Source organism: Nonomuraea sp. NPDC050540, assembly GCF_044457485.1.
GTDB lineage: Bacteria > Actinomycetota > Actinomycetes > Streptosporangiales > Streptosporangiaceae > Nonomuraea.
Genome location: NZ_JBITHA010000034.1, coordinates 31,297 through 57,093 on the forward strand (window position 1 = coordinate 31,297; position 25,797 = coordinate 57,093).

The following is a 25,797-nucleotide window of genomic DNA, read 5'->3' on the forward strand; positions in this document are numbered from 1 at the left end:
GCCGGGGGTGGGCGGGCCGGTCAGGGCGGCCCACCCGCTCAGGCCCGATCAGTCGCCGTTGATGTCGGTTGCCGCACCGTCCCCGTTGTCGGCGGAGTCAGCCGCGCTGACCGGGGCGAGGCTGGCCGGGGGCACGGCGGGGGCGTTGACCGGGGCAGGGTGGGCCGGGGCGTGGTTGACGGTGGGGGCGAGGGCGAACCGGCGGGGCCGTTCCGTGGTCAGCACCGCGTCCCCGAGCTGAACCAGCCGGTCCAGGGCGTTGGCCACCGCGCCGGACGAACGGCCGCCCAACGCCTTTGCCATGTCATGCGGGCTGAACTCCTGACCGGGGAACTCGATCAGGTGCGCGCGAACCAGGTCCCGCAACCCGCCCGGCCGCGTGCTGCCGCCGATGCCCGCGCCACCACCGGCACCCGGTACGGCGCGGGCCGGGGTGGCGGTGCCGGTCAGCGCCGCCCGCGCCGTGCGGTGCGCCGAGGCGACCTTCGTCATCGCCATTTCCAGGCACCCCAACGCCATCACCGCGTTCCCCGCCTCCTTCGCCGTGAGCACCCCGTTGAACAGATCCGCCAGCTCCGACAGGTCGGCACAGGCCCGCACCCACGCCGGATCGTCGGCCACCGGCTCGGCCGGGTCGGGGTCAGGGACCGTGTCGAGCTCATTGTCCGTCCCGTCCGGCACCTGACCGGCTGTCTCGTCGGTCGGGTCGGCCTCGGCGTCGGTCGGCCCGTCCGCCGGGTCAGGGTGGGCCGAACCAATGCCGGACGGGACAACTTCCACCTCCGAAGCGGGCACCGCGTCCGCGTCCGGGGCGTCCGTGTCTGGGGCGTCCACATCGGGCGTGGGGGTCGCGTCGGGTGCGGCGTCCGGCGTTCCGGGGGGCGGTGCGGGCGCGTCGGCGGTGTCGGTCGGCGCGGTCGGCATGGCGGTGTCCGCCGTGGCGGCGGGGTTCGTGGTGACCGGGTACCACCGGTCAGCCGCCCGGCCGCGTCCGCCGTCGTTGACGCCCGGCTCACGGCGGGCGTGCCCGTCGGCTTCGAGCTGGCCGAGGATCTTCCCCGCGACCGTGCGGTTCAGGTCGGACGCCGCCCCGATCATCGTGGCCGACCCGCCGGGCTCGGCGTTCAGCGCCGCCCACACCGCCCCCACACGCCCATCCGCGTCCGCCGCTGGGTCGGCGGCCGGGGCGGCGGTGTCGGGGCTGTCAGGGGCCATCAGGGGCGCGGCGTCGGCCATCCCGGTAACGGCGATTTCCGCATCGGCCCGGACGGTTTCGGTAGCGGTCATTTCTGGGGTGTGAATAGCCATTGTGTGACGCCCTTTCCGATCGAATTCCCGGCCCCGTCCGGGCCGGTGTTTTTTGTTTGTGTCACGACCATCCCTCGCCCATAACCCGGCTGGCAAGCCGACCCGGCCACAAATAATGTCACCCCAACGGCTGGAGAGGCTAACCTAACTAAACAACCTCCGACCTGCGGAAACATCTCGCGAGAAGATGGCGGTTTCGACTTGACATCCCGGGCCGGCCCGGCTCTTCACCCCATGAGAAGACGACGGCGGACGATGCATAATTGTCCGAATGTATTCTTGAAGAATCTTCGAGGTGAATGCGCATTCGGGTTGACATCAATGCCGGGGTCGAGCGTCCATGGAATTAGGCGGGAAACGCCGCCGGAACACCGCACCGGAATAAATACGCCGCGCCATTCCGGGGCCACGACGAAAGGGCACACCCGCATGACGCCGAACACCAACGCCGCCGCCGACACCGGCACCGAAAGCGCCGACAGCATCACCGTGGAACCCGCCCACCTACGCGGGTTGGTCGACACCGGCCCCGGCCACGTCCTGATGTGGGACGGACAGGATGTGCTCATCGGGCCCGCCGCGATGGCCGACGACGGCACCCTGCTGGAGATCACCACGCAGGAAGAGATCGCCGCCACCCTGGCCAGCGACGCCCGGCCCGGCGTGCCGCGCCCCCTGGGCATCGCCGACAGCGTCACCGAAGCCGCCCGCCTCCTGCTGGAAGGTCGGCGGCACATCAGGTCGGTCATGGGTGTCAGCGGTCCCTACAGCGCCGCGCTACGCCCGTACGGCATCCACCGCGACCAGCTCAGCCACCTCGACCCCGCCACCGGCGACATCATCACCCGTTACCGGACGCCCGACGGGGCCACCGCCACCCTCGCCACGCCCTACCTCCGCGACACCCGGGCCCCGATCACCATCACCATTGCCGGGGCCGGGGCCGACACCGGGGCCGCCCCGGCACCCGCCTACACCGCGACCGTGCCGCGCCGCACCCCGCCCGCCGCCGTCGCCACCCTGACCGCCACCGCCGCCGGACTCACCCCCCAGCGCGCCGACCTCTACCGCCACCTCAACGACACCGGCTTCCCCGACACCATCGACCACCTCACGATCGCACCCGAATACGCCCGCGCCCTCGCCGCCCACGGGCCAGGCTGGGCGATTATGTGGAACGACGAGCATGGCCACCCCGTCATCGCCCGCCCCGAACGCGGCGACGACGGCACCCTGCTGGAAATCTGCCTCTACGAGGAGATGTTCACCCTCAGTCTGTGCGCCACCTGCGACGACGCCCGCACCTGTGACGTATGCATCGGGCAGCCCGACTTCGAGGCCATTGCCGCCGACATGAGTGACATCCTCGGCGACTACCACCTCGGCATCGACGTCATCGCCACCTACCTGCCCGGCACTCTGCCCTACACCCGCGCCCTGCGCGCCCACGGCTACCAACGCCACACACAGGGCCACTCCTACGACCCCGACCACACCCGCGCCGTGCGCCATGACGCCTACGGTCTGGACTACCGTTCGCCTGAAGGCCACCTGGTCGAGGTGATCATCCCGATCAACCCCACCCCCAGCCCCGCCGACACCGGCGCGCCGCCCATGACCATCCGATGGACCTACCTCGGCCACACCGCCCCCGGCGACACCTACCCCACCACCGACCTCCCCAACGACACCCCGCCCACCGAAGTGGCCGACTTGATCGCCGCACACCTCGCCATCCACCCGCCCACCCCCACCACCCCCGACACCACGGACGGCACGGACGCGCCTGACAGCGCCGCCAGGCCCGCCACCGCATAGCCCCCGCCTCCGGCATGTCTACGGCCCCGGCACCGCCCCACGCGGCGGACCGGGGCCGTAGACATGTGCCCGGCCGGTCAGGCGGCGTCGTCGGCGAACCCCCACCCGGTCGCGTCATCCAACGCCGCCAACCCCAAACACCCCACCCGGCACGGCTCACCCGCCCCGGCATCGCACGCCTCACACGCCCGCGACGGGGCAGCCGGACGGAAGATGCCGACCGGGCCGCCGGGTAGATCCGCCGCCCGCGTGACGTAGCGGGCCGGGTTCAGCACCACATCCGTGCGCCGTACATCCGCCATAAACTCGCCGTCGAATTCGTTCGCGTTACACGCCATTTCTTCCGCCTTTCTACTTTTCTTGCTGACGTTTCTATTTTATCTCGATAACGCCGACGAAAAAGGGGTGCGGGACTTTATCTCGCGGCCAAAAGGTAAAGTTTTCCGGCGGAATTCACAGCCGCCGGACCATCACGGCCGGGTGCCCGGCCACCGGCACGCCGCCCGGCCGGGGCCATACGTTCGGAACCCGTTTGACCTGCTCGCTCGGAGGTTCGGCTCGTCGTTCACGGCGAGGCCACGGCGAGGGCCGGCCCGCGGCTGGCCGCGGGCCGGCAACTGCTGATGGGGGAGAAAGAAGGGGGAAGGTGTAGGGGTAGACGAGCGGAGAGGCAGTAGATGCAGGTATCCGCACGAACACGCGCGCACACATATTCAAAGGAGTCGCCTATAGGCGATTCGGGGCGGCCAGCGCAACAGACGAAACCCGCGTGACCTGCGCATATGACACGACAGGGGGTGTCGCGATCTCAGCGGCAACACCGAACGCGACAACAAAACGCGACACCGGCCGCGACACCGATCAACCCCCCACCTGCCAAGCCCGCAACACCCGAACGCGACACCCCTTGCCAACAACCGCCCGCTCGCCGAATACGTCGTCTCACCCTCATGCGGAAGGTGGGTTCGCCTCGTCCCCAACACGAGGCGAACCCACCAGCCGAACGCGCCCGCCCATCCGTCCCGCAGCGCACGGTGGACCGGCGGACCGGTATCAACGCCCACCTGCACCCCACATGTCAAGCCCCGTCCCGGCCCCCGCACCGGGACGCGACCCGACCCCAGTCCCGGCCCCCTACACGGTCTTCAGGCCGCGATCGGTCGAGCGGCTGCTGCGGGCCTCGGCCGGGCACGGCCATGACGACGCCGACCACGATCCGCAGGCCCGGCCCGGCACGCCGAAGCAGCCTCTTCCCCTGCTGGTGAGCCTGGTCGCGGCCGGTCACGACCCTGGCCCCATGGCCACCACCCGGCCTGCCACCACGCCACCCGTGCCCCGGCCGCGCCCGTAACGGCCCACGTGCCCGTCACCGACCGTTCCGCCGCCATCACCCCCAGCGGCAGCGCATCGGCCACCAGCGGGCCGCACAGCCCCGCACCGGCACCACCGTCCCCACCCGCCCCACCCGCGTGTGTGTCCGGCATTGATGCCGAGGTCGACGGCGGCGCGCTCGTCCTGGTCCAGCTCACGCCCGGAGCCCTGTACAGCAGCTCGGCCAACGTCGGCAGCACCCGACGGTGCCCCGGCGCATCGTGCCCGGGCGGACCAGGCGAAGCCGAGACGGGCACCGGGGCCGACTCAGCCGGAGGCGGCTCGAGCGGCTCGGGCATCTTGCCCGGCTTGGGCGGTTTCGGTGGTTTGGGCCGCTTGGGTGGGCGGGGTGGCAGCGCGTGCTGTAGCTCGCGTGGCCCGCTCGCGCTGATCACCTGCTGCTTACCGCGCAGCGCCAGCCACCGGTGACGCACCACCAGAAAGGCCCAGTCGGGCCAGTCATGGCGTAGTTCGGCGAGCGCCTGCTGCGCCCACGGTTCCTGCCCGAACGCGGACGCCTGGTCCGCGCTCTTCCTCAGCTCGCCTCCCGCAGAACCGCGGAAGGGTCCAGGCGGACACCCTCCTCCCTGCGGTCGGAGCCCGGTCTTTCGGCTGAGAGCAGTTCCCGGATGCCGCCCGGCTCTTGCGCGCCATCCGTGTGCCCGGCCGTACCACCGACCGCCGTGACGTCCGAGGCCGGTCCGGTCGCTTGCTCGTCGAGGGCCAGTTCGGCCCAGACCGCGTGCCCGGTCACCTCGTCACCCGCCGCTCCGGTCCGGGCCGCGAGCTTGGCCACCCCGGCCAATCCTCGCCCCTCCTCGGCCTCGGGGAGCGTGCCGGGTGTCCGTGAGAAGTCCGGGACCGGGCCGCCGCCCAAGTCGTAAACCACAATCCGCACCGACGCCGACCCGAGCAGCACCTCGACCACGAAGAACCCCCGCTCCCGGCCCGAGTCGGAGTGCCGTAGTGCGTTGCTGACCAGCTCGGCCGTCACCCACACCGCGTCCTCCGCCCGAGCGGTGTCAGCCAGCAGTTGCCCGACCATGCGGCGGGCCGGGGCCGACTGGTCGCCGCGTCCGGGGAAAGCCCGCCGCCACGCCATCCCCCGCCACAAACGCGCAGCGCGGAGGGTGGACATCGTCAATCCCGGCGCCAGATCCGGGAACTCCTCTCCGAACGGCTCCTGTCGGCGAAGGGGGAAGGCCGGCTGGGCGACGAGGTTGCTCGGCTCGGCCAGGCTCGTGTGCTGTGTGCGGGTGTTCATGACAGGTGTCCCTTCCGGTCCCGCGTCCCGGCCCGACGCCGGGAGCGGCCAGCACCATCACCCACCTCCCCGCCCGAATCACACCCCCAAACCACCACCCCACACCCACACCGCCCCGGCCTGCGGCAACACCACCACCACGCCCGCCGCCCCCACCACGACCGGCACGTCGACCACCCCACACCCAGACTGGAGCCCCTCCCCAAAGGCCGACTACCGTCCCCCAACCCCGACGCACGGGGCCCCGCCGCGCGCCCCCCGCGCGCCAACGGAAGGGACACCAGGCCATGTCCGGCACCGGATACCAGACCCTGCTCGACTGCCGACGCCGCAGCCGCTACCTCCGCCAGCACGGCTTCACCACCGACCAGATCGCCGTCATCCTCGCCCTCGACCACCCCGCCACCCCCCTACGCCTGCACCGCTACGCCGCAGGGCTCACCGCGGCCCAGACGATCGAAGCTTTCCACCGGCTCGCCGGCACCACCGGAGCCGGACTACGCGAATCCCGCCTCTACGACTACGAGAACTGGCCCCAGACAGGCCGGCGCCCCTCCGCCGCCACCTTGCGCCTGCTGGCCCGCATCTACGACACCCAGCCGATCCACCTGATCACTTCTGACGCGGTGGCCAGCTATCCGGCACGCGACCAGCGCGCCCTGCGCGACGAAGGGTGAGGCCAAGGACGCCGCCAGACCCCACCCTTCGTCGTTCCTCCTCCGCAGCCCGATCAGCGAAGGAGCTGCTCATACACCTGCCGTGCCTGCGCACTCGGTGCCGCGTCGATCTCCGCCAGCCGCTCTTTCAGCAGCTCAAACGAGCGCCGTACTGCGGTCGGGCGCCTGAGCTCGTTCTGCACTGCCATGAGCTGACACCACAACGTCTCGTTGTACGGATCGATGCGCTCCACCGCCAGTTGCAGGACGTCTACCGCCCGCTCCGGATCATCGGCGCGCAGCAGTTCCGCCAGCCGTACAGCGGCATTCACCCCTTGGCGCTGAGCGGCCTGCCGTACCGGAAGAATCCACAGATCATCACGCCCGGCCAGCAGCGACCCCCGATACAACGACACCGCCTCCTGCAAGGCCGCCGTCCGGGTCACGTCATCGGTTGTGGTGGAGGCGCGCTGGCAGGCATCGCCGAACCGCCAGAAATCCACATCGAACGACGCGGCAGGAAGCAGCCGCCGCTCCCCGGACTTCACCACGAACCGCACCCCCGCAGGCCGCTGAGTCGCGTGTCGCATCGCCTGGTTGATCTCCCGCACCGCCGACTCCAACCGGCGCCCGCCACGCTCACCATCACCCGGCCACAACGCCTCCACGATGGCCTCCATCGACACACCGTCCGGGGAGACCGACAACAGCGCGAACAGATCCCGCGCCTCCGCCCGCCCAAACGACACCTCCGCCCCGGCCCAGGTCACCCGCGGCACCCCGAACACCTCGACCTTGGTCTTGCCCGCCGCTACCACGAAGCCCGACCCCACCGGCCCAAGCGGAGCACCCTCCATCGCTGCGTCCGCCGCAGGAACGGGGGACACCGGCTGCGCATCACCTTGCCCAGCAGACGCAGGCACGTCCGTCATCGGGTTCTCGGGGGCGCCGGCCAGTCCCACCTCGGCGGGCTCGACAGCAGGAGCCTGCGTACCCGCAGCCGTCGCGACCGGCATAGCCTCCCCGTGGCCGTGGTCATCGTGAAGTATGTCGCCGCCGCCGCCCGCACGGTGCCCTCCGCGAGCAAGGCCCGCGCCCGCCAGACTGAGCCGGGGCCGTAGCCGGGTGATCAACGCGGCAGCCAGCACCATCACCAGCAGGCCGAACATCAGCGCGGCCCCCAACGGCCCCGTCACCTCCGAGCCAGGCCCGCCGCCAGGCCGCCCGGCCCCAGCGCCGGGTGAACCCGCAGGGGAAGAGGCCGAAGCAGACGGCGACACCGAAGGAGTGGCGGACGAGGACGACGCTGACGGACCGGGCGACGGCGCCCCCGTCACCACCGGGACCACATCCCCCTCCCGCTGCCCCCGCGGATCATCCGCTTCACGGTGTTGTGGACCCGTCGTCAGATCCGGTGCCCGGCCCATCTTCGTGCCAGCACCCGGCTCGCCCGATTCGCCGGTCCTCGGCGTCCGCGTTCCGGGCTCGGCCTCAGGCTGCCTGGCCTCTGAGACGGCATCGCCTGACTCCGATGTCTTGCGCGGCTGAGGTACGGGCGACGCTTCCACGGGTTTGCGGCGAGACTGCTCTAGCCGTTCGCCCAAATTCGGCACTCGCCCATCGCCCAGATCGCCGTTCACCGACGCGCACCACTGGCCGATGTCGTATATCTCGTGCGCTTGCCGGGAGATCGGCGGGCAGTACGGTTCCACCTCAGCCACGGCCTCGGTCGCAGGGCAGGCCGTGAGGAAGAACGCGACAGCGACTGCTGGACGCGCGAACGGAACCGATCGCCCGATTCCGCTCAGTATTCCGGCTTGTGAATATTCCTCCTGAATCATCAGGAAACCTCCGGAGGGGTCGACAAATACACCTCCGAACTACCACTATCGCGTCCTAGTTAGACTCCGAAAAGAGAACACAAACTACAAAGCCGCGCCCACCGGGACTCACGCGCCAATATCCCCACGTCTATTACCCATCAACCTCACGCCGATCACAGCGGTCAGCCACCAGAAAGACCAACCCAGCACATCCCGCGTCGCCACCCTCATGAACCGTGTCGAGATACGCGAGCAACGCAGAGCAACTTGACCTCACGAGCGCAGAGATCGTCGCTGATTTCGCTTCTGTGCCGTCACGAAGTCTGGCCTGCCTTGGCCATTTTCGGCATGTTCAGCAGAACCAAGATCACATGAGGAGACTGCGGGCTGAGCACCACCAAGCCGGACCAGGCCGTGGACGCCCGGGCGACACGGGCGGCTGGGCACCGCGCACCCGGGACGACTTCCGCCGAGCGGGCGCAGCGCGGCGCGGCAGCGGGTGGGAGCGCCGCACCGGCGGCATATCGCACTAGGGCGAGCCTCGCTCGGATGTTCCAGCCTGCCTCGTGCGGGCATCCCCCTTCTCGGCGCGCTCATGCGGCCCCGGTTGGGCAGACCCGCTTGGCGTCGAAACCAGGCCCGCCGTCTGGAGAATGTGCTGGGTGGCGCTCTCGACCGACAGGGCGTGGTCCAGGAGGTGCTCGTATCCGCCGGGCAGGAGATCGCGTTCGGTGAACCACTCGGCCATCTGCTGGGGAGTGAACTGGGATCGCTGGGGGCGCGTCTCGTGCCGGAGGAGGGTCTCCTCCCAGGGCACATCCATGTAGAAGAAGGTGGCCGGCCCCTGGTGGTCTCGCCTGAGGCCGTCGAGCATCTCGCCGTAGCGGCTGCCGGTCAAGATCCCTTCCAGAACCACATGGTGACCGTGGGTGAGAGCATGGAGGCAAATCGTCTTGATCAGCCCGATGTTGACGCCGCCGGTCACGTCCAGCTCGCGGAGCATCTCACGGCGGACGACGTCTTGGCTGACGATGGCGAGCCCGCGCTGACCGTACGCCTCGCGGACGGCTTTGGCCAGAGTGGTCTTCCCGGAGCCAGAGTTGCCGCGGATGACAACGAGGGTGGTCTGCGTCGCAGGCATCGCTACTGCTCGATGAGTTCGGCCAACCGGGCCTCGTGCAGCAGTGTCGGGTCCGCGGTGTAGCTGACGGTGGTCTCCATCCTCGTGACGATAGGGGTTACGCGCGAGGGCCAGGTGGTAGACAGCACCATCGGTTCGGTAGCGCCTCACCAGAGTGAAGAAGGGCCGGGATCGTCCAGGTCAAGCTCGGGGTGCCCAGGTGGTGGAGGCGGCTCGCCGAAGCAGGCAAGGAGCCGCGCGACCCAGGGCCAGCGCGGTGTCCCGCTGGCCGGAGCGAAGCCGTAGAAGCCGCCGTCAGGGCTTGGGGGAAGGTCCATGACGTGATGTCCTGTCCTGCCTGGCTCCAAGGTCTTGGCCGTGGCTGCGTGTCTGGGGTTCACAGCCACGGCCTGAAGGAGTCGCTTAGTCCGGGACGTGCCCTGCCTCAGCTTGCGTGAATATGCCCAGATTGGAGCGCTGCAGGGCTGCTGGGCGCGGGCAGCACCAGGATGTCGGCGCCGTGGTGGTCGCCTATGGATCGAAGGAATGGTGGGCCGGTGGCGGGCGTGTACACACTGCGATGATCACTCCCAGTTGAGGATGAGCTGGGTATGGCGCTTGCGGAAGATCCGCCCGACCGCTGGCGGGGGAACTTCGGCAGCGGTGGGGTGGAGGGTGAAGGCCGGTCCGGGGTGGTCGCGCCAGCGCTGGTCCCAGGTGACCACGTGGTCGCGCAGCCTTTGGGCGAGGTGGGCGCCGTCACGGCCGTGGCCGTAGACGCCGAACTCCCAGCGGCGCCGTGCGCTGTTGTCCGGCGAGAGCTCCCGGTAGGAGAGGTAGGCGAAGCTGCCGGGAGTGATGAGGACGGGGCAGTACCAGCGCATGACGGGCTTGATGAGGTGGCCTTCCTCGCGGGCCTCGTCTCGCCAGATCATGCCGAAGGCGTCGTCGGCGGTGGCGCCCCACAGGTTCAGCGAGTCGAACGGCTCGGCCCAGTCGAAGGTGACGCCGGTCCACAGCTCGCTGGGCTCGCCGCGCAGCGCGTTCTCAAGCGCCGTGACGTCGAGCGGGGGTCCACTTTCCAGCGTGAGCTTGACCGCCCCGCCCGCCAGCGCTACGACCTGGTCTGGTAGCGCGCCTTGTCCTTGGCAGGCGACGAACCCGCATACGGCCGGGTCCAGCCCGACGAAGTGGTCACCGTCGCGGATGAAGGTGAGCGACCGGCTTACCGTGGAGAACCGCAGGGGCACCACCATGCGGCCGGTCGGGGCGAGCAGGTGCCCCCAGGGGATGTCGTAGACGCCGACCGTGACGATGACGGCGTCGAAGCCGCCCTTCGGTGTGTGTTGTTCGACGGTGTGCTCGGCATCCCCGAGGACGACCTTCACCTGCGGATAGCCGGTGTCGGTCAGAAAGCGGGTCGCCCGCTCGGTGACCCAGGGGTCGATGTCGAACGTGACCACCAGCCCTTCGGGCCCGACGATCTCGGCGATCAACGCCGCGTTGTAGCCGCCGCTTCCGATCTCGGCGACTTTCGCCCCGCGGAAGAGCTGGGCAGCCTGCAGCATCTCGGCCTGGAGCCAGGGCGCGCTGATCGAGCTGGTCGACACGCCTGAGGAGTCGCGCTTGGTGATCACGGTGTCCCTCGCCGAGTAGGCGTCGGCCAGGGGCGCCTCGGGCGCGAACCGGTGGCGCGGGACCTTCGTGAAGGCTGCTTCCACCTGCGGCGATTGGATCGAGCCTCGCTCCACCAGGGCGGCGACCATGGCAGCTCGCAGATGATCCGGAGATTGCAGGGAGACGGCGTCGGTGGTCATCGGGCAACGCTACTTTCGCTCGTCGACGGCGTCAGGCGACCGGCGAGTACGGCAGGCGGTCATGGCAGTTCGCGGGGCTGTTCTTGAGGCGGGTCGTACTGCTCGTGCATGTGGAGGTCGTAGGCGGCGTGCGGACCGAGACCCATCTCGGCGCGGCGCTCGTCCAGACGGTCGAGGTCCTCAATGGGGCGCGGCTGCAGGCGCCCGTCAGGTTCGTGGTACTGCGTGCCATACAGCTGCGGGCGCCCATCGGCGACGCGGACCCGGTCGGTCAGATACGCGACCTGCGACAGCTCAGCCTGACCTGCGGCGACGGCCTTTCGCAGCAGGTCCAGGCAGCGGCGTTGGAAGGCGACGTCGTGGTCGGCGTGCTGCGCAAAGAGCCAGGCGGCCGAGCCGCCGTCATCGCCGACCAGGTCACGACCGGGTCAGCCGTGCTCCGCGATGACCTCCTTCAGGAAGCGGGTGTTGTCGAGGTCGACCTGCTCCCATTCCTGCTGGGCCTGCTCGGTCATCGGCTGGCCATACGGGATGGCCGTACGGACGGCTTGATCGCGTTCCATGCGCTGCAGCAACTCGTCGCGGAGCGAAGTGTTCATGCGGGCCTCCCCTGACTGATGTGGACTGTCCGTCAGACATCGAGCGCGACCTGCTCGCTGTCCGCTCCACGAGATACCTTGCGCTGCAGGGGGACGCCGGCGACGGCGGTCAGCTCCTCCAGCGTGAGGGAAGTCGTGCCGGGCAGGTCATCGATCAGTGAGGGCAGCAACAGGGCTGCCCCGACCGCGTCCCACAGGGCGCGATGCGGGCTGCCCGTGGGGACGAGCTCGGCGACCTGCGCGTTGAGCGCGTACTTCTCCAGCAGCCGGACCAGGTTCCAGCGCTGGCTCGTGGGGTGAAAGTGGCGGTAGAGCCGGGTGGTGTCGATCAAGGCCGCGGGTTGGGCTTCGGGCACGAGACGGTGCAGCAGTCGCCAGTCCACGCCGATGTTGTGCCCGACGATGATCCGCCGCTCCAGGCGGTCAACGATGTGGGCACGGATGTCGTCCAAGGTGGGCGCGGTGAACAGGATGTCGCCGGTGAGTTCCCGGGCGATCCACGGGCGGGGCGCGACCATGCGGCCGGGGTTGACCGTGCTGTCCCAGGCGGCGGTCACGTCCGGGGAGCCGCCGGTCAGGGGGACGATCGCGATCTCCAGGATCTGCTCGTGGTCGCGATCTTGGCCGCCGGTGCCTTCCAGGTCGAGCGCTACCAGCGGCGCGGTGGTCCAAGGCTGACGCGTCACGTCTTCTCCAAGAAGGTTGGGCGGGGATACTCGGTGGTGGCGAGCAGGCTCCGCAGGCGCTCCTCGGCGTGCTCCACCGCCTCGTTGAGGACTTTGAGATGGATGTCCGGGATGCTTCCGGTGCCGAGCGCCGCGGCGGCGATCACGGCGGCCAGGTCCTGGTGCTGCTGGCCGGTCATGCCGGAGCGCATCGCCGGGTGGGCGAGGACGTCGCGGGCGGCGTAGGCGTCGGTGGCGGCGACGTCGATGACGGCGGCGGCCAGGTGGGTGCCACTCGGCTGGTCGTGGCTGGCGGTCACGTCGAGGGCGGTCAAGGCGAGGTGGGTCCGGAACGCGGCTGTGGTCGGCTCCTGGGCGGTGACCAGGCCGTACGTTTGCACGAGCACGTGCTCGACCTCGTCCTGCGGGGTGAGTGTGGTGGCGGGGCGGATGGCGATGCGCAGGAGCGCGGCCACGGCGGTTTCCCAGGGTTCGGCGGGCATCGTGGAGTCGATCACCGCGGTCGCTTCGACGGGGCGGTCCTGCTCCAGCAGCGCCATGACCTTGAGCTGGCGGCCGTCGAGCAGCCGGTCACCGATACCGCGGTGGGTGGCCATAGCGTCGGCGGCATCGCTCCAGCGGCCCTGCTGGGCCAGGGCGCGGGCTCCGTCGATGAGCAGCGCGACCCACAGCTCCGTGCAGACCGCGCTGTGGTCGTCCCGGGTGTGGGTCAGAGGCGCCAGGTCGATGTCGTGGCCGTGGATCACGGTGGCGCCGCGCTGCTGGGCGGCGCGGTAGAGCTGGTCGAGCAGCTCGTAGGCGGCTTGGCCGTCGCCTTCGCGGATCAGGAGCCGGGCGAGGTTGATCAAAGGCATCAGCGACATGACGGCGATCTCCCGGTCAAGGCTCCCGGCCTCGGCGAAGACCTGGTGCTGCCGCCAGCACAGGTCGGCGGCCATGCCGGGCAGGGCGGCGTCGGAGGCGACGAGCGCGGAGATGTTAAGGACCCCGCAGGCGCGGGCCACCCGTTCATGGTGGTCGGCGCCCGCGGGGTCGATGCTCAGCGCGGTGAGATCGGCGATGCGCTCCGCCAGGGGTTTGCCGGGCGGTTTGGTGCGGCAGACCAGCGGGATACGGGCGGCGATCGCCGGGTTCATCACGACGCTGATCCCTCTCTACGGCCAGTCGATGACGAGGCGGCTGGCGGGTTTGTCGATGATGAAGCGCGAGTCGGCGGCCTTGAGCAGGTCGCGGCTGTCGCCGGTGGCCATGCGGAAGCCGGGGGCGGGGGCGTGGTTGCCGTAGTCGCGCTCCCATTCCTCGATCGCGGTGGCGACCTGCTCAGCCAGGGCGGCGGCGTGCGGGCCGTGGCCGATGACGCCGATCTGCCAGAAGCGTCCTGCGGCGTCCTCGTCCTCGCGGATGGTGAGGTAGGCCAGGGTGTCGCCGTCGAGGGCGGCCATGGACCCCCACGCGAAGTGCGGGGTGAATCCCGGCCTGTTGCCGGGCATCCGCGATAGCCCGTTGGGCAGGACGCAGGCCAGCCACAGATACACCCACTGCCAGGGGTCGCCTTGGCGGAACTTCACGCTGGTGTGGAGCCGGTGGGTGGGGGTGTCCAGGATGGTGCGCATCGCCTCGCGGTCGACGAGCTGTTCGCTGAAGGTCTCCAGGTGAACATCGCCTTCGCCGTCAAGCTGCACGCGGGTGTAGATGTCGTCACCGATGCCCTTGCGTAGCGGCACGAACGTCGCCATCTCGCACGAGACGACCTTCCAGAGGCCGTCGTCGCCGTCGCGCTCGAAGGCGAAGGATCGGCTGATGCTGCCGCGGATGCGCATCGGGATGACCAGACGCCCGCCGGGGGCGAGCTGGTCGAGCACCGTGGTGGGGATGTCGCCGGCGCCCACGGTGAACTGGATGCGGTCGTAGGGGGCGTGCTCGGGCAGTCCGGCCGCGCCGTCGCCGAGCACGACGGTCACGTTGCCGATCCCGGCTGCGTCCACATGCCGGTGGGCGTTGTCGACGAGGTCTTGGTCGACGTCGATGGTCCACACGTGCCCGGTGGGGCCGACCAGGTGGCCGAGCAGGGCGGCGTTGTAGCCGGTGGCCGCCCCCGCCTCCAGGACCTTGTGACCGGGGAGGGCGCCGACCTGCTCCAGTTGGGTGGCAACGATGGACGGCGCGGAGATGCAGGAGATCATCTCGCCGCTCGCGTCGTGCTTGATCGGCACAGCGTCATCCACGTAGGCGGCCTCGACGGTGGCGTCGGGGATGAAGGCGTGGCGCTCGACCTCGCTGAACGCCTTGATGATCTCTGGGGTGCGCAGGTGGCCGGAGTCGGCGTACTTGGCCACCATGGCCTCGCGCAGCTTGCTGGGGTCGTCGGTGGTAGTGATGGTGGTCTCCATCCTGGTGAAGGTAGGTGTTACTGGCGAGGAGGGGCTGGCGGACACGGCTGCGAAGTCGTCTTGTCCAAAGGCGACCTGCCAGCCGAGCCAGGCCGCCGCGGCTTGCTCGGCCACGGACGTGCCTGCGCGGTTGAACGCGAAGATGGCGTGGTGGGCGAGAACGGCGCGCAGCCCCCGCTCCAGATGCCCGCACTTGGCGAGCCGGGCCAGGGCGCGACCGGCGTCCTCGAACGCGGCCACGCGCTCGGCCCACCCCGGTTCGGGGTGGGGGCGCTGGGCCGCGTCGGCGTTCATCAGGCGGCGCATCGCGGTGATCGCCGCCGCCCGGCGCGCTTCGGCAGCAGGGTCAATCGATGGGCGAAGAGCGCCGAACTTCGCCCACACGTCGCCGACCTCAAACGCATCAAGCCCGGCCGCCCGGAACATCGCCGACAGCAGCAGGATGCACCGTCCGCGGCTGTCGGGGTTGCCGGTCTGGGCCAGCGCGGCCGGACTGTCGGCGCAGAACAGCGTGTGGGCGACGGCCATGCCCTGCGGGCCGCCGAACGCGTCCGTTTCGGGCTCGTAGATGCCGCCCACCCATCCGGCCACCACCTCATCGGCCACGAGCAGGTCGAGCAGAACGCCCACGCGCTGGTCGGTGCGCAGCCGCAGCCCGCCCTCCTTACGCAGGAAGTGAAAGCGCCGACCAGTCAGCGCGACCGACAACGCAAACGCTGCCTCCGCACTCACACCGGCGCCGCCGGAGAAACTGACCGTGGCATGCCACCATTCCAGCTCGGCCGGTGGGGCCAGATTGTCCTCGTAGCTGTCCATGTCGTCGGTGCTCCTGCTCGGTCGAGGTCCGGGTCGGCTGGTACGGCCATGGGGGTCAGTCAAGGAGCAGGGCGCAGGTCCAGCCGCTGGCGTTGGAGCCCTCCAACGCCAGTTGCGCCCCGGCACGCCCTTCCAGAAACCCCAGCTTGGGCAACTCGCCGATGCCTTCGGCCAGACGTTGGCGGAGGTGCTGGATACTCGCGGTGAACCGGTCGGGGGCGGCGCTGTCGGCGGCGATGGCGGTGGTAGCGGCCAAGAGTCCGGCCCAGCCGTGGCACAGCGAGGCGTCGGTCACTCGGTCGAGACGCTTCGCGTCGGCGAGGGCTGCCAAGGCGATCTCTTCGGCTTTCTCCCTGCGGGCATGGGAGCAGTACGCGAGCGCGGCCAGTTGCAGGGCGCGGGCGATCCCCAGGTCGCCGTAGCACCACGACGGCCGAAGCGGCGATGCCAGCGCAGGCTCGTCGGCGGTGAGCTGGTCGAAGGTGATCCAGTAGAAGCTGCCGAACTGCTCCAGCCAGGTCACGAAGGTGGTGATGGCCTCGCGCTGGCCGTCGACGTGGATGCCGCGGCGGGCGGCCAGCGCCAGCAGCGCCAGCGGCCCGGCGATGCCGTGGGCCATGCCGTTGTTGCCGTGGCCGCCGAGCACTACGGCGTCGGGCGTGGGGCTGTCCGGCGACCACCACCCCGGCACCATCCCACCGCCGACCTCGACGGGGCACGCCAACGACACCAGGTGAGTCAGGACCTCATCCAGCAGGCGTGAGGAGCCGGGCCGGGCCAAGAGCAGCGCTCCCAGCCCGGTCAGGCCACTGATCAGATCGAACTCTGCCAGAGGCGGCAGGCGCCGCGCGAGCCGCCGTTGGCGGGCGGCGGTCAGGCGGGCGGCCACGACCCGGTCGACGCCCGCCTGCACCTCGCGGTCGATGCGCCCGGCACGGCTGAAGACGAACTCCAGTGCCGGGGCGCCGTGATACAAGCTCGCGTTGGAGCCGGTACTGACTCCGCCGCAGACCGCCTCCTCCAGCAGGGCGCGCGCGCCGGCCAAGTCGGCGCGTTCGATGTGCAGCAGCGCCTGCCCAAGCGCGCCCTCGGCAAGCGCTTGCGTCGCCTGGGCACTCATGGCTGCGACTCCACGGAAACGACGATGCTGTGTGCCCGGCCGCCGAGCCACCCATCGGCATCCGGTGGCGGCGCCTCGAACAGCACCGCAACCGGATGCGCGCCAAGGTGCGCGCGCAGCAGATCGGTGTCCATCTCCCGCGTGAGGTCCAGCGGTAGATGCTGATCGTCGAGGGCCAGTAGTACCCGCTCGGGCATCCTGGTACGGGCGCGCCAGGCGTGCAGATGCTCGGCCCACTCCTGTAGGTGCGCCGTACGGCCGGGCAACTTCCGGGCCTGAAGCTGCCAGCGGGCGGCGACCAGCACGGTACGCCGATAGTGCAGGGCCGGGGTGAACGGCAGCGTCCACGCCGCACCCCAGTCGAACCACGTCACCTGCGCGGTGGCAGCGCGGCTGATCTCAGCCAGGAACCGCACCAACGGCGGCGTGAAGTTGTTCCACAGGAAGTTGATCGCCGTGGGGGCGAGCAACTCCAGGCGCTGGCCGGTCGCGGCCGCGGCCAGATACAGGTGGCCGTCGCGGGAGCCGACGACCAGATCGCGCGGGAACAGGACACCTTCGCCGCCGCCTCGGTGTTCGCCGATGCTGACCAACGTCGGTAGGACGTGCGGCGCTCGGGTGAGCAGGTCGGCCTCGGCTCGTGTGGGGTGGAACGACAACTGCGCCGAGATCGCGCCGGGCGCGACGGTGGGCAGAGCGGCGTATCTGGCGGCCAGGCCGGGCAGCAGATGCCAGAACCGTCCGGTCATGGAACCGGCCGCCCGGGAAACGGTGTGGACGCGCAGCCGGAAATCACCCGCGTCCAACGCTGCGACGGAGCGGGCCTGAACCTGCGCGCACACCTCGAAGTGCGGCGCGGGCGCGAAGCCGGCAAAGGGCTCGGCCGCGGCGACCTCCAACTCCTCCACCATCGCATCGGACAAGGTCACCGCCCGGTGGCCCTCGAGGGCGGCTGTCCCAGCGAGACCGAGCAGGAGCCGGTCGCGGCGCGACATCGGCCTGGGCGGCTCTGACACCAGGCCGAACCCATCTGGCAGGCCCAAACCACGGTCGGGGTCAGTGAGTTGTTCTACGGGAACCTCGGTCCCCTCGCCGAACTGGCCGACGAACCGCTCGGCGTAACGTCGCCAGGCCGGAGTACCAGCGGGATGGGTCGCGACCCGGGCCAAAACGGTCGCGGCGGTCTCCAACTCGACCGCGACCGTCGCCGGTAGCCGCACCTCGGCATCCAGCCGCAGATCCACCGCTGTGCGCCCACAGCCGGCCAAGAGCCTGGACGGCACGACGGCGGCGGGGTCGGTGACGGTCGCTGGCGCACGCAGTCGCGAGCGCAGCAACCGCGTCCGCAGTAGCTCAGCGATCAGCTCCGCGCGGCGCTTGGGGGCGACCTGTGGGAACTCGGCGGCGAGCTTTCCCAGCAAGACCGCGTGCGAGATCGGGGAACTGGCCGCCTGCAGCACCAGCTCCACCGCAGCCGTCGCGGCCACAGAGAACTCATCCGCGCCCTCGGCCGGAACGTGGACACGGCCGTCGCGCACGCGGGCAAGGGTGTTCACACACACCTCGACGTCGGCCATCGCATCGTCGCCGCTCTCCCACGTGGTGATCGCCGCATCCAACTCGGTGGGCTCGGGCCGATCCACGGCCTCGTGCGCATCCCCGACACGCACAAGCGCCGTATCACCGAACGCGACCAGGGCGACACCGGCGAACAGGCCGAACGGCGTGGAACGGTGCGCGTAGCGAAGGGCGTATCGGGCGATGGACAGCGCTGCGCGGCGTGCCCGGCGGGTGTTGCCCACCTGCCCGCCGAGGATTGCCTGGACCTGGCGGGTTAGGTCAGGGCTGGCGTTGCTGACCGCCTGTCGGAAGGGCTCATCCGCCCATGCCGTGGTCAGCCATGACCGCCAGTGCTCGATCGACGAGCCTGGCTTCGGCCAGCCCGGAAGGACAGGAGGAGCCAGATGCGCCGAGGCACGCAGCATCCCGGCGCCGGTGCACCGATACCGTCTAATTCGCGTCCGCGTCATCTCCATCACTCCGTCCTGGTCACCATCCGGGCTGGGCTGCAAGCCCAGGTCCCATCGAGAGGGGACCTGGGCCGGTGGGGGTTACGACGTCGTGCAGGCGCTCGGGCAGGAGCTGCCGCACGTGTCACCAGTGCCGCACCGCAGCGAGGTATTGGCCGCCGGCGTGTGCTCCACGAGCCTGATGTCGAGGTTGAACGGGTCGAACGCCGCTTCCGCGCTGACGCTCTCGTCCACGCGGGCAACCCCGTCCGCCTCTTCCGTAGTCGGTTCGATGGTCAGAGTGCTCATGACGTCTGCTCCTGTCCTGCGATGGGGGTTCGCGAAGTGTGGGCACCTGCTGCCCGCCTCCGTCTTCCTCCTCGACCGGCCACGACCCACATCTCCCGCCAGACAGGCGGGAAGAACGATGTGCGACCAGCGGCCGGGACAAGGTCTTGGGTGTGGTGTGAGCGCCAACGGATCATGGGGCCTCCAGAGCAGGAAGGACGAGCTGCCGGAGCTGATACCTCAGGGGAAGGTCAGCCGCATCCAAGGCGGGCTGAACCGGCTCAGCGACTGGCCTGGTCCTCACCCGGATCAAGACGGCACCCCAAGCGGCCTCACCAGGTAGACAGGCCATCCACTGGTCGGCCTGCCCGCCGAAGTAGCGGATCTCCATGCGTCTGGGCTCCGCCATCTCCCGCCCCCGCGACTCCAGCTCGCGAGCCACGCGCTCGCCCAGCTCGGTGAGCGCCACCCTCGCCGACTCCGCTGGTCCTCGATCCGGAACGACCTCGAAAATGAGCTGGACAAGCAACTCGTGCCGCGACACCGGGGCAACGGGCAGATAGCTGGAGAGCTGGGAGAGCTCAGGAAGCATGCGCTACTCCTTCGCCACGTCGACGGCCGACACGGTGTCCCCGAACGCCGCATCGGTCCGCGCGGCGGCCAACTCCTCCAGCAGGCCGCCCGGATCGGAAGGGACCGGGGCGGGCACCACACCACTGCGCTTGACCCTCTGGCGCCTGGTCTGCGACTTGAGCCAGGCGGTGCCTCCACAAGCCTCCTCCCGCGAACTGGGCTTGCCCGATTGGCCGACATAGGCGATCTCGAAGTCCTGGTCACACAGCTCTAGCTCGTCCGCTCGGACGTGATCGGCGAGCTGACGACTAACCTGGCCAAGCCTTTCCGATGCGACTATCCGGGCGTCCTGGCCAGCCGCGACGGAGAACTCCACACGCACGATGTGGTCATAGACGCGCCACGAAGGCCGAGCGGGGCCGGTCACTATGCCGCCTCCGTCCGCTGGCGCGGGACGAAGCCGCCACGACCACGGCCTATCGCACCTGCGGTCCCCACAGAACCCTCACCGCCCCCCTCGCCAGATTGCGCGTACCAGACCTGGCAGAGACGGAGAAGCTGATCATCGTGGTCGTGGCCGCTGAAGCGGACCGTTTCACCCTGGGCGGGGCGGCTGGCTTCGGGCGCCGAGCGGTCGTTGAGGTGCACCGGCTCCGGCCGGACGTCTTCGTGTACCACCCACTCCACCAGAACCTCCGCCGCGCGCAGCGTGCCGAGATCGCCGGCCATCAACGGCGCGACGGCGTGCGGGCCGAGGTAGAAGGCACAGAGCTTCCTGCTCCATACCAGCTCCATCTCCAGCCACAGACCCGGAGTGGGTACGGCTGGTACGAGCGCAGGCTGTGTCATGGGTGCTGGTCCTCCGATGGCGAGTGGTCAGGAGCAGGGGCTTGGGGCGACGGGCCGCGCGCCGCCTCGTCGGCGCGCTGCCCGCCGCCCAGCGATCGGGCGGGGGGCGGATGCTCCCCGGTCGCGCGGATGGCACAAGGGCTCCCCACGTGCCCTCTGCCGAAGGTTCGTCGCCGACTTCCCACGGCGCCGTCATGAGGCATCCGCTCTTCCTGGCGGCTGGCCGAAGGCGGCCACCGCGGCGAGAAACTGTGCCTTGAGGACGTCGTCTTGAGGCCCAAGCGGTGGACGCCACTGGGACGCTTCGACCAAGCCGGGCTCAAGCAGGTCGAAGCCGTTGAGGAAGTCGGCGATCTGGCTGGCCGTGCGGGGGAAGATGGGCGCGGCCTCCCCGTAGGCGGCTACTGCCTTCTCCAGGACGTTGGGGGGCAGCAGATCCCCGCGGGCGTGGGTGAAGATGATGAACCCGCCGGCGGGCAGGGCCTCGGTGTAGCGGCGTAGCACAGCGGCGGGTTCGTCGTCGTCTGGCCAGAAGTGCGCGACGGCGGCGGCGATGACCGCCACCGGCTGGCGAAAGTCCAGAAGGCCGACCGCCTCGCGCATGACGACTTCCGCCTCGCGCGCGTCCGCCTCCACCATGATCGCTTGGCCCTCGATCCCCAGCAGCGCTCGCCCGTGAACGGCGACCTGCGGGTCGGAGTCGACATAGACCACGCGCGACTGTGGCTGGAACTGCTGCGCTGCCGCCAGGACCGTGGCCGAGGTCGCCTTAGGCAGGCCGCACCCGAGGTCGAGGAACTGACGGACGCCCTGCTCGGCGACAGCCTGGACCGCGCGGGGGACGAAGGCAGCGTTGGCCAAGGCAGCCCCCTGAAGCTCGGGGAGAATGCCGAGGAGGTCAGCCAATACAGCCCGGTCGGTGCCGAAGTTGTCCTTGCCGCCCAAAACGAAGTCGTAGACGCGCGCGATGGTGGGTTGCGCGCCGACTGCGGGCGCTGGCGTGCTGGCTTCGCGTTCACTCGTCATCGGGGTCCTTCGCCGAGAAGGTTCGGGCGGTTGGAAGGGTGTAGGTCCACCATCCCAATCCGGAGCAGGCGGGTCACGGTCCGTGGTGACCATGTTTTCCGGACCGTGAGCCGATGCGCTGAGCTGCGGAAACGGCTGGAACGTCGCGGGTTTATGGACAGGAGAGCGGAGCCGGGCAAGGCCAATCCGGGAGCCGCGAAGCTACTGTGAGGAGGGAAGTCCCATCCCCGCCGGGAGCACACATGGCCGTAACGCCCAAGACGGGCTCACGGGCCGAGCGCGAAGCGCTTCGCGAACAGCTGCGCGCGGTCGGTGGCCGCCCGGCCGACCTCGTCGCCGAAATGCGGTCCCGCTGGAGATACCGGCCGCGCGAGGCGTGGCGGCACGCGCATGGCTGGACCCTGCAACAGCTCGCGGCCCGAGTCGACGCCGCGGCGGCCGCCCATCCGGGCGTGGCGCTGGCCACCGACGCATCGCTGATGGGCAAGTACGAGAAGTGGCCCCACGGCGGCAGGCGTCCCACCATCCGGGTCCTGGCCCTGCTCGCCGAGGTGTTCGGCTGCCAGATCGACGAGCTGCTCGACTTCGACGACCGGCAAGAGCTGCGCGAGGACGAATTGCTGCTGCTCAGCGGGCCTCAGCCCGCTGAGCCCAAGACCGTCCCTGCGCCGCCGGTCGAGACTCCCCCGCCCAGCCTGAACGTGGCCGAACTGGTCGAACATGCCGCAGCCGAGTCGGCCACCTGGGCTTTGTGGGCCGAGACCTCCAACATCGGCGACCTCGCGCTGGAACAGCTCCTGGCCGACATCCGCAAACTGGCCCTCAGCTATCTGGCCGACAACCCCTTCACCGTGTTCACCAAGACGCGCTCGCTGCGCGACCGGGTCTTCGCCCTGCTGGAAGGCCGCCAATACCCGCGTCAGAGCGCCGACCTGTACGCCGCCGCCGGCTACCTGTGCGCGCTGCTGGCCTGGATCAGCTCTGACCTGGGCCAGATCCGCGAAGCCGACACCCAAGCCCGCACCGCCTGGCTGTGCGCGGAGCTGTCCGGACACAACGACCTGCGGGCCTGGGTGCTGTCCACCCGCAGCAAGATCGCCTTCTGGGACGGACGATTGCGCGACGCCATCGGCTACGCCCGCCGCGGCGCCGATTACCATCCCCAAGGCACTGCCACGATCCTGCTGGCCTGCCAGGAAGCCGACGCCTGGTCCACCCTCGGCGCCGGGACCGAAGCCCGCGCCGCCCTCGAACGCGCCGCCGACGCCCGCGGCCAGCACACGGGGGGCGACGAGATCGGTGGCCTGTTCAGCTGCCTCGACTTCCGCCGCGCCAACTACAACGCCGCGGTGCTGGCCCGCATTGGTGACGCTGCCGCTGCGCTGCGAGAATCCGAGACAGCCCTCGCCGACTGCCATGGCCAGCCGTACGGCACCATCGCCCAAGTCCACATCTCGCAAGGCTTCGCCCACCTCGCCCTCGGCCAGCCTGACGGCACTCTGGACGCCTTGCGGCCCGTCCTGGCCCTGCTGCCCGAGCGGCGCCTGGACACGGTGAACCGCCGTCTGAGCGAACTCGGGCGCTCTGTGGCCCGTTCCCCACTGGGTGGCAGCGGTCCCGGCCGCGCCCTCCAAACCGACATCGAGGCGTGGCATGCCCATGCCCTGCCACGTACTTTGGCCCTCGGACCCGGTCCAGACACAGCCTGACGAAAGGTGACCATGAGCGAGCAGCGGATGGCAGATCACTGGTGGTGGCGGCCCGGCTGGCGGGTCGGACGCCGCTTCTACACCTGGCACCTGACCTTCCAGAACGCCACCGATGTCCACCGCCTTGCCGCGGCCTACCGGCAAGGACTCGCTGGCATCGACGGCCTGGACCTGATACCCGACCAGTGGCTGCACCTGACCATGCAAGGGCTCGGCTTCATCGACGAAGTGAGCGAGCAGGACGTGCGGGCGATCGTCGATGCGGCCACCCGCCGTCTTGCGGAGATCCCCGCCTTCGAGCTCAAGCTCGACCGGCCCGGCATCACGCCGGAGGCCATCCGCTGGGAAGCCGAACCCCCAGGGCCAGCGGCGGCGGTACGGCTGGCCATCCGCCAGGCCATCGCTGAGGTATGGACGACCGTCCCCGAGCAGGAGGAGAGGTTCGCCGCCCACGTGTCCATCGCCTACAGCAACTCCACCGGCGAGGCCACCCCCATTAACGAAGCCCTCCAGGCGGTCGACGCAGCCCCTGCCGTGGCCCGCATCGACAACGCGGAACTCATCGTGCTCGGCCGGGACCGGCAGATGTACGAATGGGAGCCGTTCGCATCCATCCCGCTGGGCGCAGTCTGAACGGGCGCTCTGAACATGCGCATCGCCGTCAGCGGACACCGCGGCCTCCCGACCGCTGTCGAGCAGCAGGTTGATCGCCTCATCCGGGACGCGCTTGCCGACCTCGACGACCAGGACGTCACCGGCCTGTCGTGCATCGCCGACGGCGCCGACACCCTGTTCGCCCGAGCCGTCCTCGACACGGGCGGAAACCTGGAAGTTGTGGTCCCCGCCCAGGAGTACCGGGCAGGGCTGCCCGTCGAGCACTGGCCCGGCTACGACACGCTGTTCAACGCTGCCACCCTGGTCCACGCGGTGGACTTCGTCGAGTCCACCAGCGAGGCCCACCAGGCCGCTTCCGAGCGCATGCTTGAACTCGCCGAAGAACTGTGGGCCGTCTGGGACGGACTGCCCGCCCGCGGCTTCGGCGGCACCGCCGACGTCGTCGCCGCCGCCCACCGCCGAGGACTCCCGGTCCGCATCTTCTGGCCAGATGGTGCTACGCGCTGAGCGAGTCTCCTGGGTCAAAAGGCAATCATGAGCGCGCACCGGATGGCAGATCACCGATGATGGTGACTCTGGCACCTCATGGCCATCAGGGGCGCCCCTGGATACCTCGGTCATGTCGAGTAGGCCGTCGCCGTGGTGCACGGCGGGCAACGCCGTACCGGCGTGGCCCGGATGGTGAGGAGTCGCACGCCGATCGCCTGGACCTCCCTCGCGCGCGCGGCCACCAATGCCGCGCGAGGTCCTAGATGGCTCAGCGTCGGCACCACCAAGCCATAGGTGGCGGGGAGGGCGAGCACATCGAGCAGTCCGACGAAGGCGGGGGAATGCTCTGCGGCATCACGCTCGGGGAACATGCCCGCGAGCTGAAGTTCGTGCAGTTCACAGAACGCGGCGATCGCGGAAGTCAGAGCAGCGCATCGTGCCGGGGAGATCCCCGACACCTGGATGTAGCCGTAGACGGATGGGCTGGGCACGAGACGCTGCTCGGTGAGGGGCTCAACCACGAGCGGTTTCCTCTGCCCCGAAGGGTGCGGCTTTCTCACGCTCTTCAGCGTCGCTGCGCGGCCGGGTCCCGGGAATGAAGCGGTGTGGCAATTCCGTGGCAGTTGCGCACCACCGCGTCGGTCGCGTGTGTTTCTCTCAGTGGCAGAGGGAGGGCGAAGCGTGGCGACCGTTCATCAGTGGACCGGCTTGGAGGCGTACGCGCTCGGCCGGGCCCTGCGCATGAGCGTTCGCACCTACGCCGAGTACCTCGGGGTGGCCGTCCGCACGGTGACCACGTGGCAGCAACTCGGCACCAAGACCGTCCCCCGTCCGGACACCCAGGCCATCCTCGACGTTGCACTGTCTCGCGCGGACGCCACTGTTCACTTGCGGTTCGAGACGCTCCTGTCGGAGCTCGCCCAAGCGGCCAACCTCGGGCCGCGCGTCACGACGAGCGGCCCGCGGCTGTGGGAGTACGAAACCTGGGACGATGACTTGGCTCGCGTCATTGTGGCGCTCAGCAGGCAGTCCTTCGCGTTCGCTGATCAGTTGCTGACCCGATGGCAGCACCGTTGGCCCTCGCGAGACCTCGACGACCGCGGCCTCTACCTGTACGGCCGCACCACGGCATTGCTCGGCGACCTACGCCGCGACCAGGGCGCGCTCCTCGGCCCGATGTCGGCCCGGCGCGACTACAGCGACGCCCGCTCGATCTTCGCCCAGCTCGACATTCCCCGCCGTGTCGCCCAGCTCGACCTCTCGCTGGCCGTGGTCACGGAGATGTCTGGCAACCTCGGCCAGGCCGCCCACGCCTACGAGAGCCTTGCCGTCGATGACCGCCTTTCCCTGCGCGAGCGCTCCCGCGCCCGCCTGTGGGTCGGCACCGCCCTCAGCAAGGATGGCGAGCACGACTATGCCGCCCGCGTGATGGCGGTCGCTGTCCGGGACTT

At 69.9% G+C, this 25,797-nt stretch carries 23 protein-coding genes and 1 pseudogene; 7 read left to right on the forward strand and 17 right to left on the reverse strand.

Going from position 1 to position 25,797, the window contains the following annotated elements; genetic code table 11:
* Positions 1-48 precede the first annotated feature (48 nt).
* Positions 49-1,287 carry a hypothetical protein gene (locus ACIBI5_RS52745; protein ID WP_397259160.1) on the reverse strand — a complete coding sequence of 413 codons (1,239 nt, stop codon included), beginning with the start codon at positions 1,285-1,287 and terminating at the stop codon, positions 49-51.
* Between the two features lie 450 nt (positions 1,288-1,737).
* Here ACIBI5_RS52745 and ACIBI5_RS52750 point away from each other — a divergent pair, with 450 nt between their 5' ends.
* Both ACIBI5_RS52750 and ACIBI5_RS52755 read left to right on the forward strand, forming a co-directional pair.
* A complete protein-coding gene (locus ACIBI5_RS52750; protein ID WP_397259162.1) occupies positions 1,738-3,126 on the forward strand; it encodes a hypothetical protein in 1,389 nt (462 codons plus the stop codon).
* A 1,075-nt stretch (positions 3,127-4,201) separates the two neighbouring features.
* Complete coding sequence (locus ACIBI5_RS52755; RefSeq protein WP_397259164.1) at positions 4,202-4,477, forward strand: hypothetical protein; 276 nt, start codon at positions 4,202-4,204, stop codon at positions 4,475-4,477.
* Positions 4,478-5,032: 555 nt separating this feature from the next.
* Here the strand turns inward: ACIBI5_RS52755 and ACIBI5_RS52760 are convergent.
* A complete protein-coding gene (locus ACIBI5_RS52760; RefSeq protein ID WP_397259165.1) occupies positions 5,033-5,761 on the reverse strand; it encodes an ATP-binding protein in 729 nt (242 codons plus the stop codon).
* A gap of 287 nt (positions 5,762-6,048) precedes the next feature.
* Here ACIBI5_RS52760 and ACIBI5_RS52765 point away from each other — a divergent pair, with 287 nt between their 5' ends.
* Positions 6,049-6,438 (forward strand): hypothetical protein, encoded by a 390-nt coding sequence (locus ACIBI5_RS52765; RefSeq protein WP_397259167.1) that lies wholly within the window; start codon positions 6,049-6,051, stop codon positions 6,436-6,438.
* A 53-nt stretch (positions 6,439-6,491) separates the two neighbouring features.
* Here ACIBI5_RS52765 and ACIBI5_RS52770 read toward each other — a convergent pair whose 3' ends face one another.
* The 14 genes from ACIBI5_RS52770 to ACIBI5_RS52835 form a co-directional block, all read right to left on the reverse strand.
* Positions 6,492-7,586 carry a BTAD domain-containing putative transcriptional regulator gene (locus tag ACIBI5_RS52770; RefSeq protein ID WP_397259169.1) on the reverse strand — a complete coding sequence of 365 codons (1,095 nt, stop codon included), beginning with the start codon at positions 7,584-7,586 and terminating at the stop codon, positions 6,492-6,494.
* Between the two features lie 1,183 nt (positions 7,587-8,769).
* On the reverse strand, positions 8,770-9,381 hold the full coding sequence (locus ACIBI5_RS52775) for an AAA family ATPase (protein ID WP_397259171.1): 612 nt from the start codon (positions 9,379-9,381) through the stop codon (positions 8,770-8,772).
* A 563-nt stretch (positions 9,382-9,944) separates the two neighbouring features.
* Positions 9,945-11,177: a methyltransferase, FxLD system gene (gene fxlM / locus ACIBI5_RS52780; RefSeq protein WP_397259173.1), complete on the reverse strand. Its 1,233-nt coding sequence runs from the start codon at positions 11,175-11,177 to the stop codon at positions 9,945-9,947.
* A gap of 59 nt (positions 11,178-11,236) precedes the next feature.
* On the reverse strand, positions 11,237-11,593 hold the full coding sequence (locus ACIBI5_RS52785) for a DUF6624 domain-containing protein (protein ID WP_397259201.1): 357 nt from the start codon (positions 11,591-11,593) through the stop codon (positions 11,237-11,239).
* A 215-nt stretch (positions 11,594-11,808) separates the two neighbouring features.
* Complete coding sequence (locus ACIBI5_RS52790; protein ID WP_397259175.1) at positions 11,809-12,462, reverse strand: 3'-5' exonuclease; 654 nt, start codon at positions 12,460-12,462, stop codon at positions 11,809-11,811.
* Positions 12,459-13,598: a hypothetical protein gene (locus tag ACIBI5_RS52795; RefSeq protein WP_397259203.1), complete on the reverse strand. Its 1,140-nt coding sequence runs from the start codon at positions 13,596-13,598 to the stop codon at positions 12,459-12,461. The genes ACIBI5_RS52790 and ACIBI5_RS52795 overlap by 4 nt, the downstream gene beginning before the upstream one ends.
* A gap of 18 nt (positions 13,599-13,616) precedes the next feature.
* Positions 13,617-15,668, reverse strand: coding sequence for a methyltransferase, FxLD system (fxlM, locus tag ACIBI5_RS52800; RefSeq protein WP_397259177.1), 2,052 nt, complete (start codon positions 15,666-15,668; stop codon positions 13,617-13,619).
* 55 nt (positions 15,669-15,723) lie between these two features.
* A complete protein-coding gene (locus tag ACIBI5_RS52805; protein WP_397259179.1) occupies positions 15,724-16,788 on the reverse strand; it encodes a lanthionine synthetase LanC family protein in 1,065 nt (354 codons plus the stop codon).
* A complete protein-coding gene (locus ACIBI5_RS52810; RefSeq protein WP_397259181.1) occupies positions 16,785-18,824 on the reverse strand; it encodes a lantibiotic dehydratase family protein in 2,040 nt (679 codons plus the stop codon). Before ACIBI5_RS52810 ends, ACIBI5_RS52805 begins: the two co-directional genes overlap by 4 nt.
* A 75-nt stretch (positions 18,825-18,899) precedes the next feature.
* Positions 18,900-19,106 (reverse strand): FxLD family lanthipeptide, encoded by a 207-nt coding sequence (locus ACIBI5_RS52815; RefSeq protein WP_397259183.1) that lies wholly within the window; start codon positions 19,104-19,106, stop codon positions 18,900-18,902.
* 172 nt (positions 19,107-19,278) lie between these two features.
* On the reverse strand, positions 19,279-19,677 hold the full coding sequence (locus ACIBI5_RS52820) for a hypothetical protein (protein ID WP_397259185.1): 399 nt from the start codon (positions 19,675-19,677) through the stop codon (positions 19,279-19,281).
* A gap of 3 nt (positions 19,678-19,680) precedes the next feature.
* Positions 19,681-20,040, reverse strand: a complete 360-nt coding sequence (locus ACIBI5_RS52825) for a hypothetical protein (RefSeq protein WP_397259187.1) — start codon at positions 20,038-20,040, stop codon at positions 19,681-19,683.
* Between the two features lie 44 nt (positions 20,041-20,084).
* Positions 20,085-20,453, reverse strand: coding sequence for a hypothetical protein (locus tag ACIBI5_RS52830; protein WP_397259189.1), 369 nt, complete (start codon positions 20,451-20,453; stop codon positions 20,085-20,087).
* 246 nt (positions 20,454-20,699) lie between these two features.
* On the reverse strand, positions 20,700-21,533 hold the full coding sequence (locus ACIBI5_RS52835; protein ID WP_397259191.1) for an SAM-dependent methyltransferase: 834 nt from the start codon (positions 21,531-21,533) through the stop codon (positions 20,700-20,702).
* Positions 21,534-21,775: 242 nt separating this feature from the next.
* Here ACIBI5_RS52835 and ACIBI5_RS52840 point away from each other — a divergent pair, with 242 nt between their 5' ends.
* The 3 genes from ACIBI5_RS52840 to ACIBI5_RS52850 are packed head-to-tail and all read left to right on the forward strand — an operon-like array spanning position 21,776 to position 24,364.
* Positions 21,776-23,242, forward strand: coding sequence for a helix-turn-helix domain-containing protein (locus ACIBI5_RS52840; RefSeq protein WP_397259193.1), 1,467 nt, complete (start codon positions 21,776-21,778; stop codon positions 23,240-23,242).
* A gap of 12 nt (positions 23,243-23,254) precedes the next feature.
* Entirely contained in the window at positions 23,255-23,875 is a 621-nt protein-coding gene (locus tag ACIBI5_RS52845; RefSeq protein WP_397259195.1) for a 2'-5' RNA ligase family protein, read from the forward strand.
* Positions 23,876-23,890: 15 nt separating this feature from the next.
* Entirely contained in the window at positions 23,891-24,364 is a 474-nt protein-coding gene (locus ACIBI5_RS52850; protein ID WP_397259197.1) for a hypothetical protein, read from the forward strand.
* 110 nt (positions 24,365-24,474) lie between these two features.
* Here ACIBI5_RS52850 and ACIBI5_RS52855 read toward each other — a convergent pair whose 3' ends face one another.
* Positions 24,475-24,867: a hypothetical protein gene (locus tag ACIBI5_RS52855; protein ID WP_397259199.1), complete on the reverse strand. Its 393-nt coding sequence runs from the start codon at positions 24,865-24,867 to the stop codon at positions 24,475-24,477.
* Positions 24,868-25,027: 160 nt separating this feature from the next.
* Here ACIBI5_RS52855 and ACIBI5_RS52860 point away from each other — a divergent pair.
* Positions 25,028-25,797, forward strand: a pseudogene (locus ACIBI5_RS52860) (hypothetical protein); the annotation flags it as partial.